12 protein-coding genes are annotated in these 13,921 nt (G+C 53.3%); 8 read left to right on the forward strand and 4 right to left on the reverse strand.

All coding sequences use genetic code 11. From position 1 onward, the window contains the following. Window positions 1-135 precede the first annotated feature (135 nt). The gene (locus HUU10_07130; protein NUQ81369.1) at window positions 136-1,170 is read left to right on the forward strand and encodes a glycoside hydrolase; all 1,035 of its coding nucleotides are present in this window, start codon (window positions 136-138) and stop codon (window positions 1,168-1,170) included. A gap of 13 nt (window positions 1,171-1,183) precedes the next feature. On the opposite strand, the gene HUU10_07135 is transcribed toward HUU10_07130, so the two are convergent. Beyond that, window positions 1,184-3,193, reverse strand: coding sequence for a peptidylprolyl isomerase (locus HUU10_07135; GenBank protein NUQ81370.1), 2,010 nt, complete (start codon window positions 3,191-3,193; stop codon window positions 1,184-1,186). After that, a complete protein-coding gene (locus HUU10_07140) occupies window positions 3,177-3,395 on the reverse strand; it encodes an RNA-binding S4 domain-containing protein (protein ID NUQ81371.1) in 219 nt (72 codons plus the stop codon). Before HUU10_07140 ends, HUU10_07135 begins: the two co-directional genes overlap by 17 nt. A 72-nt stretch (window positions 3,396-3,467) precedes the next feature. Between HUU10_07140 and HUU10_07145 the strand changes: the two genes are divergently transcribed. Next, window positions 3,468-5,051: a sodium/solute symporter gene (locus HUU10_07145; GenBank protein ID NUQ81372.1), complete on the forward strand. Its 1,584-nt coding sequence runs from the start codon at window positions 3,468-3,470 to the stop codon at window positions 5,049-5,051. A gap of 2 nt (window positions 5,052-5,053) precedes the next feature. Here HUU10_07145 and HUU10_07150 read toward each other — a convergent pair whose 3' ends face one another. Further along, window positions 5,054-6,343, reverse strand: coding sequence for a DUF1015 domain-containing protein (locus tag HUU10_07150; GenBank protein ID NUQ81373.1), 1,290 nt, complete (start codon window positions 6,341-6,343; stop codon window positions 5,054-5,056). Between the two features lie 153 nt (window positions 6,344-6,496). On the opposite strand from HUU10_07150, the gene HUU10_07155 reads away from it, so the two are divergent. The 4 genes from HUU10_07155 (at window position 6,497) to HUU10_07170 (ending at window position 10,044) form a co-directional block, all read left to right on the forward strand. Beyond that, window positions 6,497-6,979: a DNA starvation/stationary phase protection protein gene (locus tag HUU10_07155; protein ID NUQ81374.1), complete on the forward strand. Its 483-nt coding sequence runs from the start codon at window positions 6,497-6,499 to the stop codon at window positions 6,977-6,979. 63 nt (window positions 6,980-7,042) lie between these two features. Further along, window positions 7,043-8,518 carry a phytoene desaturase gene (crtI, locus tag HUU10_07160; GenBank protein ID NUQ81375.1) on the forward strand — a complete coding sequence of 492 codons (1,476 nt, stop codon included), beginning with the start codon at window positions 7,043-7,045 and terminating at the stop codon, window positions 8,516-8,518. Between the two features lie 282 nt (window positions 8,519-8,800). Continuing rightward, window positions 8,801-9,460, forward strand: coding sequence for an SET domain-containing protein (locus HUU10_07165; protein ID NUQ81376.1), 660 nt, complete (start codon window positions 8,801-8,803; stop codon window positions 9,458-9,460). Beyond that, on the forward strand, window positions 9,457-10,044 hold the full coding sequence (locus HUU10_07170) for an SET domain-containing protein-lysine N-methyltransferase (protein NUQ81377.1): 588 nt from the start codon (window positions 9,457-9,459) through the stop codon (window positions 10,042-10,044). Before HUU10_07165 ends, HUU10_07170 begins: the two co-directional genes overlap by 4 nt. Here HUU10_07170 and HUU10_07175 read toward each other — a convergent pair. Further along, a complete protein-coding gene (locus tag HUU10_07175; protein ID NUQ81378.1) occupies window positions 10,004-10,465 on the reverse strand; it encodes a DUF3788 family protein in 462 nt (153 codons plus the stop codon). The genes HUU10_07170 and HUU10_07175 overlap by 41 nt on opposite strands. Window positions 10,466-10,533: 68 nt before the next feature. Between HUU10_07175 and uvrA the strand changes: the two genes are divergently transcribed. Both uvrA and HUU10_07185 read left to right on the forward strand, forming a co-directional pair. Beyond that, complete coding sequence (gene uvrA / locus HUU10_07180) at window positions 10,534-13,365, forward strand: excinuclease ABC subunit UvrA (protein ID NUQ81379.1); 2,832 nt, start codon at window positions 10,534-10,536, stop codon at window positions 13,363-13,365. A 70-nt stretch (window positions 13,366-13,435) separates the two neighbouring features. Next, window positions 13,436-13,807 carry a GtrA family protein gene (locus HUU10_07185; protein ID NUQ81380.1) on the forward strand — a complete coding sequence of 124 codons (372 nt, stop codon included), beginning with the start codon at window positions 13,436-13,438 and terminating at the stop codon, window positions 13,805-13,807. The last annotated feature ends 114 nt before the right edge of the window (window positions 13,808-13,921 follow it).

Below are 13,921 nucleotides of genomic sequence, written 5' to 3' on the forward strand. Positions count from 1 at the left end.
TTTAAAGACAGTCCCGGTATCTCCTGTGAAGGGGGCCGGGACTTCGATTTTACCTGCCAATAGCGTTTTTTGACAAGTTAAGACACCCTTCCGACAAGCCAGAAAATTTTTCTGGGTAGCTTCGTCTTTACAAACATGAAGACCAGCCTCCTCTATCTCACCCTTTTACTGACCGGTCTGACCACCGTTCAGGCCGAAGAATGGAAACAGATTGTTTCCCTGCGGGGAGACTGGAAGTTTTCACTGGGCGATGATGCTTCCTGGGCCAGTCCGTCCTTAAGCGATGATCACTGGAATTCCATCCGGGTTCCGGGCAGCTGGGAAAATCAGGGATTCGAGGGATACGATGGTTATGCCTGGTACCGGGTGAAGGTTACCATCCCCGAACGCAAGTCACCACGGCCGCTTTATCTGCATCTCGGTTACATTGATGACGCCAGCGAGGTGTATCTAAACGGAATTCTGATCGGCAAATCGGGTGAATTCCCTCCGGGATTCAATTCTTCCTTCAACAATTTCCAGCGCTATTACATCCACCCGGAACTCCTGCGCTCGGGTCAGGAGCAGGTGATTGCCATTCGTGTGTACGACGGGGCATTGAGTGGCGGAATCAGTCATGGCAGGATCGGCATTTTCGAACTGAATGATGCCCCTGAGCTGAATGTCAACATGGCCGGCCGGTGGAAATTCACACCCGGAGACAGCCCAGACTACCGTGATGAGCTTTTTGATGAGGGTCCGTGGTCCTCGGTTTGGGTTCCTTCTGCGTGGGAAACCCAGGGATTCCGGGGTTACGATGGTTATGGCTGGTACCGGATCCGGTTTAAGGTTCCGGAATATCTGCTCGATCAGCCGCTGGTGCTTCTGCTCGGAAAAATTGATGATGTGGATGAAGCCTGGGTGAATGGCTGTTTTGTGGGCCGGACCGGTCGTCTGGGACCCGGATCCGATTTTTATCAGGAATACCGTGAATTGCGGGCCTACCTGATGCCTCCCGGTACCTTTACCAACGGTGTCAATGTTCTGGCGGTTCGTGTGTATGACAATCTGCTCAATGGCGGAATCTACGAAGGGCCGATTGGTCTTATTTCGCTCGACCGGTACCGCGACTGGGAAAAGAGCCAGCGGACCACCAGCTCTCCCGTGGAGTATCTGCCCGCAAACAACTGATTCTTGTTTCTGGCTATTCCCCGATCACCCTGACCGATTCAATACGATCCCCCGGTTCCAATTCATCTGCAACACTCAATCCGGATACCACTTCCGCCCAGATGGTGTAACGTCCGTCCAGATGGGGAGTTGGTGAATGAATGATGAAAAACTGACACCCTTCTGTATCCTTCCCGGCCGAAGCCATTCCAACCTTTCCGGCCTGTGAATAGCGGATCTGGCTGAATTCGCTTCTGAGTACAAATCCCGGACCACCCGAGCCATCCCCGCGCGGATCTCCGCCCTGTATCACGAAATCCGGAACCAGACGATGGAAATAAATCCCGTTGAAAAATCCGGTACGGACCAGTCGCAGCATGGCCAGAACGGTCATGGGGGCCTCCTCGGGAAGCAGTTTCATCCGGATGGTTCCTTTCGATGTCTTCCAGTCGAGGAACAGTGGTTTTTGCAAACCAGTCAGACCCGCAAGATCAACGGCCGGCATGGCCTGCTGCAGCGGACGAGGTCCCGGCTTCTGATTCAAAGCTTCACGGGCCGCCCTGGCAACAACCGGTGAAGAATGAGACGTCCAACGGGTCAGCAAGTCGGCGGCAGCAGGGGTTCCGAGCTGGCGGGTGAGTGAGATCAGTCCCAGCAACGCCTCAACCCCATCGGCGGAGTTGGTTTTATCGAAGCAGGATCCGATGTCCGGTTCAAGTCCCTCGTAGCGGAAGGCGGGGTTGGTGAGCAGGTCCGATGCAAAAGATACCAGGGACAGGTCGGCCGTGGCCAACCAGGATCGCAGCATGGCCCGGATGGTCAGGGTATCCACCTGGCCTTTCCGGATCTGATCGGTGAGAATCTGAGCGGCCGGGGTGCGGATTGCCGGATCGGAGGCCCTGGTAAGTTCCGTCAGACGCGCTGTTGATCCCGGCACCGGAAGATAGCCGAGAAGAACGGCCTGAAACCCTCTTAGAAACGGATTCGGAAGCGTGGATAGCCTGCCGATCAGTGAATCGGGACCGTGACCAAACTGGCAGGCGGTGATCATCCATTCAATATCCCGGTATCCGGGAACCGGCGACGAAAGCGCCATCCGTTCATAAACCACCGACCGTAGCCGTCTCCAGGCATCCGAGGTCACTTTTGTGCTGTCGGTGGTCCTCAGGGTTTGTGCCAGCGATACCTGAACCCATGAAGTCGGGAAAAGGGTCAGACGTTTCAGCCGCTCGGCATCTGAGATATCAAGAAAGGCGGCTTTTGAAAGCAACACCCTGGCTGCTGCCTGCAAAACACCGGGATCGGTCTCGGTGGTGATCAGCCGTCTGGCGGCTGCAAGACCGGTGGAATCGGGGAACCGCCGGAACACCTGAATGGCCCGGTTCCGGTTCAGCGGGTCGGCATCGTAGGTCCACGGTTCGAGAGTGGCAGCCAGCGAGGCATCGGGCAACGGACTGCGGATTCCTCTGGAAAGTGCATAAAGCACCATGGAGTGATCGGAAGGGGAGAGAGACATTCTGAGCAGAAGGTTTCCGTCGGCAATCTGAACCGGAGCCAACGGACCCCGGGTGGCCATCCGGAAAAGAACACGGGCATGCAGCGCGGGATCGGTCAGCAAGGCGGAATCCCGCAGGGCCAGATAAAGCCTCTGGGTGATGACCTGACCGATCGCCAACCCCAGTTCCGCCCGTGAAACGGGATGGGAATCGTTCCTGAGAGCTTCAATCATGGGAATTAGTGCAGAAGAATCCCCGGTCTGCCCAGCCGCCAGATAGGCCATCCCCCGCACATCGGCTGAAGGATCCTGAAACAGGTCGGTCACCAGCGCCAGATCACCTCGGTTCTGAACCGAGGCCAGGGCCTGCAGAGCCCGCCGGCGGATCAATGAATCGGAATCACTTAAATACGGGAGAAAGGTGTGCCCCGGTGACCGCAAGTCCTGATGCCGGATAATGGATTGAATCCGGTAATCGGTCAGTGGAATCTGGCCCTGTCCGGCCCACCACCAACCCGTCAGAACACACAGACTAATAAGAAACTTCATACGGTCCCTTTCCATCAATCATCAGTTGGTCTCCCTTGTTTAACCGCTTGCCGCGTCTGGTTTCGGTTTCACCGTTCAGCAGAACGTATCCGCCCTGAATGAGAATTTTCGCCTCTCCGCCACTCGAGACCAACTGCATGAATTTCATGTACTGCTGCAATGTGGGGCGGTTGTCATGTGTGTTTTTTCCGGGTGTATTCATAATCTTCAGATAAACTTAGTATTTTAAACATCAGCGTGTCAATCAAACCGGACTCATTCAGGACTATTCATCATGGATTTTCAACTCGACCTGATCATTATTATCGGATACATGCTGTTGGTGCTGGCCATTGGATTGTGGGTCGGACGGAAGGAAAAAACCTCTGCCGACTATTTCCTGGCCGGCCGGTCCTCTCCATGGTGGGCCATCGGGGCCTCTCTTTTTGCAGCCAATATCTCCTCTGAACATTTTATCGGACTGGCCGGGGCCGGGGCTCATTCCGGACTGGCTGTCGGACATTTTGAATGGCTGGCCAGTCTGATTCTGCTGCTGCTTGCCTGGGTCTTTGTTCCGTTTTATCTGAGCTCGAAGGTTTTTACAGTCCCTGAATTTCTCGAAAAACGGTTCGATTCCCGTTCCCGGACCTACCTCGCCACCGTTTCCATCATTGGCTATGTCCTTACCAAAATTTCAGTCACCCTGTATGCCGGCGGAATTGTTCTGAAATACGTCTTCGGCTGGGATATGATGATGGCTGCCATCATTCTGGTGGTCGTGACGGGAATTTATACAGTTCTGGGCGGATTAAAGTCGGTCATTTACACCGATGTGGTTCAGACCGTGATGCTGATCGCCGGGGCCGCCCTGCTGACCACCCTTGGCCTGATTCAGGTAGGTGGCTGGTCTGGTCTGGAATCCCGCCTGGATGCCTCCTTTTTTGACATGTGGAAACCGCTCGAAGATCCTGACTTCCCGTGGACGGGTATCCTGTTCGGAGCGCCGATTCTGGGAATCTGGTACTGGTGCTCCGATCAGTTCATCGTGCAAAGGGTGCTGAGCGCAAACAACATCCCCATTGCACAGCGCGGAGCCATCATGGCAGGTTTTCTGAAACTGTTGCCGGTTTTCATTCTGGTCCTTCCCGGTCTGATTGCCCGTGCACTGAATCCGACCATCGATGGTGATACGGCCTATCCGTGGCTGGTAAAGGAATTGCTTCCTGTTGGCCTCCGCGGATTGGTAATGGCTGCCCTGCTGGCTGCCCTTATGTCGTCCCTGGCCAGCTGCTTCAATTCAGCCTCCACGTTGTTTACCATCGACTTTTATAAGCGGATCCGCCCGGATGCACCCGAGAAAAAACTGATTCTGGTGGGAAGACTGGCCACAGTGGCCCTGGTCGGACTGGGGATTCTGTGGGTTCCGCTGATTCCCTATATTTCAAGCAAGGTGTATATCTATCTGCAAAGCGTGCAGGCGTATATTTCGCCTCCCATTGCGGCCGTTTTCCTGATCGGAATTTTCTGGCCCCGGTCGAACGCATCGGGTGCATTTGCCGCCCTGCTGACTGGTCTGGTGGTAGGTTTTGCCCGTCTGATTCTTGAATTGCTGCAGCCGGATCTGGGTATGTTCAACGGATTCATCACCATGAACTTCCTGCACTTTGCCGTGATGCTGTTTGTGCTCAGCTCCGGGGTGCTCGTTCTGGTCTCGCTGGCTACTGCCAAACCTGATCCGAAGGTAATCGGGTCGCTCACCTGGGCAGGCCGGAGTCAGGATCGGGTGACGCTAACGCGGGGATTGCCCGAAACCACCAACATAGTCATGTCGGTGGTTCTGGTTCTGCTGGTTCTGATCGGGTGGTTCTGGTTCAGCTGATTCTAGCGGCCGTTCAGATCATGGAATACGATTCCAGTGATCACCTTCGGATAGAAAAAGGTTGATTTCTGGGGCATCACGTGCCCCGAATTACAGACATTCACAACGCTCGAAACCGGGGTCGGGTTCATCAGAAAGGCCATCTCGGCTTTTCCGTTTCGGATCATGCCCACCGATTCATCCCAATCCTTTGAATAAATCAGGTTGGTTTGCATGTCCTGCGCCTCCTGAGTGATTCCGAGATATTTCCGCAGAATAATCTGGTGCAGGACACTGACATCCAGTTCCTTCAGATCGGTGGGCAGGTTCTGATCCTCGAAATGTGAAAAATCTCCGCGGAATTCCAGGCCCGAAAACCGAAGGGTCTCTCCCTTTGCTGGCTGAACCAGTCCAAACCGGCCGGTCTTCCGCTGCCTGATAAATCCCTTCAGATCATTTTCAGATCCGAATTCATAAACGGCAAACGCTTCCTCAAGCCGACCGGCCAGCGATGTGATCACCGGAACCGGCAGGCTGTGGACCAGCCGGTGAGTGGGGTAGACGACCAGATCGGGATCATCCATGTTGGTAAAATACGCCATCACAAAATTGTAGGCTTCCGATCCGGTGTGAGCAGGATTGGCCGAAGCCCGTTCCTCCGCATAAGCCAGCGCGGTTTCATACCGGTGATGACCATCGGCAATGTACAATTTCTGGTCGGTGAAGTAGGCCTGAATCCGGTCCAGAACCGCCGCATTCTTCAGGCGCCAGATCCGGTTGGTGGTTCCCTGATAGTCCACCACCTCCATAAACGGAAGATCATCGCGTGTCTCCGACATCCATTCATCGAGAGAAAGGGACGGATCACGGTACAGTACGAAGATGGGCGAAAAGTTGGCGGCGGTTTTTCTGAACAGATTCAGCCGGTCCGATTTGGCCTTGGGAAGGGTTCGTTCATGAGGCATCACCACCTGAGCAGAGAAAGGTTCGGTCTTCAGCCTGGCAATAAAACCTTTTCTGGTGACTTCCTTTCCGTCCTTAGTGGTGAAAGTCTGATCGTACAGGTAAATGGCCGGTCGCTCGTCCGTCAGCAAGACCTGCTGCTGACGCCACTGGGTCCAACGCTCGGCAGCGATGTCGTACCGGTTTTCCTCCATGGGCAGTTCCAGGCGGATGGCGTTCTGCGGATGCCGGTCATACAGGGACTGGTGAAGGGTCGGATTGACCACGTCATACGGGGGACAGGTGATTGCTTCATAATCCACACGGATCGGATTGTATACGACTCCGCGGAAAGGTTGAACGATGGCCATGTTTCCTCCTTCAATTTTTCATAAATTTAACGATAGAAACGTCCGGTTCATAAATAACCGGGTCACATAGAAATTGCCAATAAGGGCAATACATAATATAGATTTTCTATATTGTCGAATCTTTCCGACCTTTGAAGAAAAAAGGAGCACATCATGGCCAGGCAAACAACCACCAACGCAATCGGTCTGGATAAGGCAAAAAGTGAAAAACTGATCAGCAGTCTGAATGATCTGCTGGCCGCCTACCAGGTTATCTATATGAATACGCGGGGCTTTCACTGGAATGTGAAGGGTCCTCAGTTCTTCGAACTGCACCTGAAGTTTGAGGAATTGTACAATGCTCACCTGCTCAAAGTCGATGAAGTGGCCGAGCGGATCCTGACGCTGGGCGGCGTTCCGATTCACACATTTTCCGACGCTGTGAAATTGTCGGGTGTCAAGGAATCCAGAGGAATCTCTGATGGTCAGAAGGCGGTAAAAATCAGTCTGGAAGGTCTTTCCTGGCTGATCAGTCACCAGCGTGATCTGCAGAAAATGGCTCAGGATGCAGGAGATGAGGGAACCGCGGCCCTGATGGGAGATTACATCCGTGAACAGGAAAAACTGGTCTGGATGTACTCGGCTTACCTGAATTAAGGGCTTTCCGGAATTAACCGGAGCAGAAACACTGTTCCGGACATCAAACATCAGGATTTCTCCATGTCAAAAGACATTGTCGTCATCGGCGCCGGTTTTGCCGGCTTAACCACCGCAGCACTATTGGGACAGGCTGGCTACCGGGTAACCCTGCTGGAGAAAAACAGCACGCCCGGCGGCCGGGCCCGTTCCTGGTCCGATCAGGGGTATACGTTTGACATGGGTCCTTCCTGGTATTGGATGCCCGAGGTATTTGAAAACCTGTATGCCCGTTTCGGAAAGACGACATCCGATTTCTACGACCTGGTCCGCCTGGATCCCGGCTACCGGGTTTACTTTGGTGAAAAGGACTTCATTGATGTACCTGCCGGCATGAATGAACTGGAACAGCTGTTCGATCAGCTCGAGCCAGGGTCCGTTCCCCGGTTGCGATCCTTTCTTGCTCAGGCCGAACAAAAGTACAGGACAGGGATGAGTGATTTTGTCTTCCGTCCCTCGCTTTCCATCACCGAATTCATGGATTTCCGGCTGATCCGTGAGGCGTTCCGCATTCAGATTTTCAGATCACTCCGCCGGCATGTCAGGGAACTGTTTCACCATCCGCGTCTGATCACCCTGCTCGAGTTTCCGGTGCTGTTTCTGGGTGCCACTCCTTCGAACACCCCGGCGCTTTACAGCATGATGAATTATGCCGATCTGGTTCTTGGTACCTGGTATCCCATGGGCGGAATGGGAAAAATCGTGGATGCGCTGGTTCAGCTGTGCCATGAAAACGGAGTGGATATCCGGCTCAATGAACCGGTTCAGAAACTGGAAACCAATGGGAAGACTGTCACTGCTGTGGTGACCAGTTCGGCCCGATATACCCCGTCTCTGGTCGTGTCTGGAGCCGATTACCATCACACCGATCAGCAATTGCTGCCAGAGGAGTCAGCAGGTTATACACCTTCCTACTGGGAATCCAGAGTGATGTCCCCTTCCAGTTTGTTGTTCTACATCGGTCTGAACCGGAAACTGGATGGGGTGATTCATCATACCCTGTTTTTTGATGAGTCCTTCGATGCCCATGCCGACGATATTTATACCTCGCCTGCCTGGCCAAAGCGCCCGCTGTTTTACACATCGGCTGCCTCGGTTACCGACCCGGCAGTGGCCCCTCCCGGCGGAGAAGCGCTGGTTATTCTGATCCCGCTGGCCCCCGGTCTGCAGGACAGTGAAATGGAAAGAGAACGTCAGTACCAGATTGTCATGGATCGGTTCGAAAGTCTGACCGGGCAGAAAATCAGAGATCATGTGGTCACAAAACGCAGCTATGCCATGACGGACTTTTCGCGGGATTATCATTCCTTCAAAGGAAATGCCTACGGATTGGCTAACACCCTCTCCCAAACGGCCATTTTGAAGCCCAGACTCCGGTCGGCAAAGCTCAGAAATCTCTTTTTCACCGGCCAGCTGACGGTTCCGGGACCCGGTGTGCCTCCCAGCCTGATTTCGGGGCAGGTGGTGGCCGGTCTGATAGAAAAAGAATACCCGATCTGATGTCTTCCGGACCCCTTTTTACCGGTTTGTGCGGATTATTTTGCCCTTTGACCGCATTTAAACAATAACCTATTGCGTCGGTTCAATAATCTGATTAATTTCGGCCCATTAAAAAAGGATTAGAGGAGGCCATGGCCATCCATCTCTGCCGACGACGATTGGTCCGAAGTCAGACTGTTCCGGAGTTTCCGGAATGAGCCCTTCGTCTGTTTTACAGATAGTCCACTGGATCCTTCCCGGTTTCTTTTTCCTGTTACCTGCCACCCAATTTTCCATTCAGACATGATACATCCACATACCGAACTCCGGTTCATATCACCGGAAGTGGGATATGGCGTTTTTGCCACCCGGTTTATTCCCAGAGGAACCGTTCTCTGGACACTCTGCAGGCTTGACCGGGTTTTTACTCCGGATGATATTTCGATGCTGCCAGAAAACTATCTCGAAATTCTGGCCCGTTACAGCTATGTGAATTCTGCCGGGAACGTGGTCCTGTGCTGGGATTTCGGCCGTTACCTGAACCATTCCTGCAATGCCAACATGCTTCCCCTGAATCATGAGGTTGAGATAGCCATCCGCGATATCCAGTCCGGGGAGGAAATCACCTGCGAATACGGAACCTGCAATATTGGCAATGATCTGAACTGTCAGTGCGGATCGGCCGAATGCCGAAGCGTGATCCGGGGAGAAGACGTGCTGACCTACAGTTCGGTCTGGCGTGAAAAAGTTCGGGCTGCTATGGCACATTTCCACGAAATTGAACAGCCCCTCCTTCCTTTCATCCGCGAACAGGAACAGTTCCTCAAGCAGGTGACCGGTGTCGAGGATATTCCCGATCAGGCCGATTTCTACTATGCAGTAAAAATTGCAGCTCCCGGTAACTACCAGCAGGGTCCGTGGCGCCTGCCAGCCATTACCAACCATTCCAAAACCGGCACATGATTCATCCCTCCACCCGGCTACAGTTCATCAGTCAGGCGGTCGGATTCGGGGTCGTGGCCACTGAACGGATTCCGAAGGGCACGGTCACATGGGTTCAGGATCCTCTGGATCGGGTGTTCTCCCCTGATGAAATCAGGACCTTGCCCGAAGCGGTCCTGCCTGGTCTGGATCGCTTTACCTTCAGAAATTCAGAGGGAGACCTGGTGCTGTGCTGGGATACAGCCCGGTACATGAATCATAGCTGCTCGCCGACATGCATGGGAACCGATTACGGATTTGAGCTGGCGGTCAGAGATATTTTACCCGGCGAGGAACTGTCGGTGGACTATGCCAGTTTTCACATGGCAGAAAACGATGAATTCCAATGCTTGTGCGGGGCCCCGGGCTGCAGGGGATTCATACTTCAGAAGGATGTGACCGTCCTGGCCGATCAATGGTCCGATCAGTTTCTGAAAGCCTGCTCGGCTGCAAGGTCGGTTCCGCAACCACTCCTGTCCCTTTTTCCGGCTAACCGGGTTCCCCTGTTTCTTGAAGATCCCTCTTTCAGCTGGCCGGCAGGCCTTCGGTCAGGTACCGGATCTTAATCTTCACGATTTCCAGAAAACTGTCACACCGCTGACGGGTATCGAGTTCCACGGTGATCCATCGGGTAACGGCCATCTGGGCGTCATCGGCAACCAGCAGTTTGTGTTCATCCAGAATGGCACTGTGTGAGCGGATATCAGATAAATGAAGGGTACTCAGACTGACCGACCCTTCCAGCAGACCGGGTAACAAATGAAGGGCCGCGGCCACTTTATTCCGCCGGGCCGAATACCGGGGAACCCAACCCCAGGTCGTTCCGTAATAATACAGATCCTCGTAGCAATCGAGTTTTTCCATCAGATGACCACGAACATATTCCAAAACCGGCTTCTGGTCGTCCCGGAGTAATTCATACATTTCCGAAAACAGAGGCGGCTCCTGCTTGCGCTTAAACGGGTTGGTTGGACGGGCAACTTTCATCTGGAATCCGGATTTGGTTTAATGTGTTCTGCAAAGGTCGTATTTTAAAGGATTTTTTACGAGTTACTATGTCAACTGAACCGTTCAGTCAGGACCTGATCACTGTCAGGGGTGCCAGAGAGCATAACCTGAAGAATATCAATGTGGATATTCCCCGTGATCAGCTGGTGGTCATTACCGGGCTTTCCGGTTCGGGAAAGTCCTCGCTGGCCTTCGATACCATCTATGCCGAGGGGCAGCGACGGTTCATGGAGTCCCTGTCGGCTTACGCACGTCAGTTCATGGGTGTGCTGGAACGACCCGATGTCGATTATATCGACGGTCTTTCCCCGGTGATCTCCATCGACCAGAAAACCACCTCGAGAAATCCGCGATCAACGGTGGGAACCATCACCGAAATCTATGACTTTCTCCGGCTCCTTTTTGCCCGGATCGGTGAAGCCAGTTGTTACCAGTGCGGCCGGCCGGTTCTTCGTCAGACCTCCGATCAGATCATCGACCGGATCCTTCAGGACTACCATAACAAAAAAATTCTGATTTTGGCTCCGGTTGTCCGCGGACGCAAGGGTCACTACCGCGAACTGTTCGAAAAATTCAGCCGCGATGGCTTCACCCGCGTCCGGGTGGATGGCGAAATGCAGGAGCTGACTCCTGGCCTGAAAGCAGACCGGTATAAAATTCATGATATCGAACTGGTGGTGGACCGGCTGTCTGTTTCAGAAACGGGGGTCCGTTTCCGGTTGGCGGACAGCATTGAGAAGGCGCTCGATCTGGGGGGTGGAAATCTGATCATCCACGAAGCCGATTCGAAATCGGATTCCTTCCTGAGTCTGCATTACTCCTGCAGCCATTGCAACATATCCTATGAAGAACCAGCGCCGAATCTGTTCTCATTTAACAGTCCCTATGGTGCCTGTCCCCGCTGTGAAGGGCTGGGAACCATGCATGAAATTGACCGACAGGCCGTCATTCCGGATGCTGGATTGACCATTAACGAAGAAGCGATCGCACCGCTCGGAAAAGTCAGACCCATCTACGCCTTTCAGGTGATTGAAGGGCTGGCCTCTCATTACGGCTTTACGCTCGATACCCCCATCCGTTCTATCCCGGCAGAGGCTCTCGATATCATTCTCTCGGGCGGAAAGAATAAAAAGGTACCCGTCCGGATCAATGGCCGGGTTTATCAGCAGCGGTGGGATGGGGTTTATAAGATGATCACCCAGGCCTATTATGAATCCTCCAGTGATGACATCAAAGAATGGGCGGAAGCCTTCCTGAAAGATACAGTTTGTCCCGACTGTAACGGGTCCCGGCTGAAGAAGGAAAGTCTGGCCATCCGGATCGGGGGCAAAAACATTTACGAACTGTCTGTGATGGATCTCGGTGGATTTTTCAGGCAGATGGATTCGCTTACCCTGACCAAAAGGCAATTGGAAATCGGGCACCAGGTAATCAAGGAAATCAGGGACCGAACCCGCTTTCTGCTCGATGTCGGACTTGGTTACCTTACTCTGGAACGATCGGCAAAGACGTTATCGGGCGGAGAGGCACAGCGGATCAGGCTCGCCTCCCAGATCGGAAGCCAATTGGTTGGCGTTCTTTATATTCTGGATGAACCGTCGATTGGTCTTCACCAGCGGGATAATCACAAACTCATCGATTCCCTGAAATCCCTGAGGGATCTGGGCAATTCGGTGGTGGTGATTGAACACGACAAGGACATGATCCGTGAATCTGACTTTGTTATTGATATCGGACCCGGGGCGGGAGAGCATGGCGGTCATGTGATCGATCAGGCTCCGCCCGCCCGCCTGAATCCTGACAATCTGACGGCCTCTTACCTGACCGGACGAAAGCGGATTCGGGTACCCGATGAGCGTCGGCCAGGCAACGGTAAGTATATCCGCCTGACGGGTGCCACCGGACATAACCTCCGATCGGTCCATCTGTCCCTGCCGCTGGGAATGCTGGTCGGAATTACCGGGGTTTCCGGATCGGGTAAATCGTCGCTGATCAATGAAACCCTGTATCCGATTCTGAGCCGGCACTTTTTCCGGTCCAAAGCTCAGCCACTTCCTTATGAGACGATAGAAGGTCTTCAGCACATAGACAAGGTTATTGATATCGACCAATCTCCCATCGGGCGCACCCCCCGGTCCAATCCGGCCACCTACACGGGATTGTTTGCCCCCATCCGTGACCTGTTCACCAACTTACCTGAATCGAAAATCAGAGGATACAAAGCCGGGCGGTTTTCCTTCAATGTTAAGGGGGGTCGTTGTGAGACCTGTGAGGGCGATGGAATCAGGAAGATTCAGATGAACTTCCTGCCCGATGTGTATGTGCCCTGCGAGACCTGCAAAGGGAAGCGTTACAATCATGAAACACTGGAAGTGCTGTATAAAGGAAAGTCCATTGCGGATGTGCTTGGCATGACAGTGGAAGATGCGTTGAGTTTCTTCGATGCGGTTCCGGCCATCCGCAGAAAGCTGAAAACCCTTCACGAGGTGGGAATGGGATATATCCGCCTGGGTCAGCAGGCCACCACGTTATCGGGGGGTGAGGCGCAGCGCGTGAAACTCTCGACCGAATTATCACGTGTAAGTACCGGGAACACCCTTTACATTCTCGATGAACCCACCACCGGGCTGCATTTTGAAGACATCAGGATGCTGCTTGAGGTTCTGAATGATCTGGTGAACCGGGGAAACACCGTGGTGGTGATCGAACACAATCTCGATGTGATCAAGGTTTGTGACTGGCTGATTGACCTTGGTCCTGAAGGCGGGCAGGGCGGGGGGCTGATTCTGTCGGAAGGAACCCCGGAAACCGTTGCATCGCAGAAGGGATCTCACACCGGAAAATACCTCAGTCTTGAACTGAAAGAGTCCCGGTTGTAACTTAAGGGGCACTTTGAATTAAATAAGTGAAGCCAGATTGAAGCAATTCAGTAAATATGTAGGAATCGGAATGGTGGCCGCCGGAGTGGAGTGGGTGCTGTTCTACTTCCTTCTGCAGACCCACCTTCAGTATCTGCTGGCTTTTCTGATGGCCTTTGCGGTCTCTACCACCTTTCACTATTATCTGACCATCCGGTTTGTGTTTACCGAAAGCCGTTTCATGCGCCGCCAGGAAATCACAATGGTTTTCGTGGTGGCTGCCATTGGTCTGGCCATCAATACCATATCGCTGATGGTGTTTGTGCAGTTCTTCCTTTTTGAAAAGATGTTTTCGAAAGTACTGGCAACCGGCACTGCCTTCTCCTGGAATTATCTGGCCAGAAAACACCTCGTCTTTGCTTCTTCCGGCTCCCGTCGCCCGTCTCCTGCCGACATGGAATAATATTTTTTTCCTGCGCTCTTGACAATAAAAAATCTTTGAAATAACTTTGCAGTCCCTTCACGAAAAGGCTCTTGAGTTGGAGACGACGGAGAGAGCCGGAGCGAGGGTGGGTTC

It is taken from the genome of Bacteroidota bacterium (genome assembly GCA_013360915.1).
In the GTDB taxonomy this organism is placed as follows: Bacteria; Bacteroidota; JABWAT01; order JABWAT01; family JABWAT01; genus JABWAT01.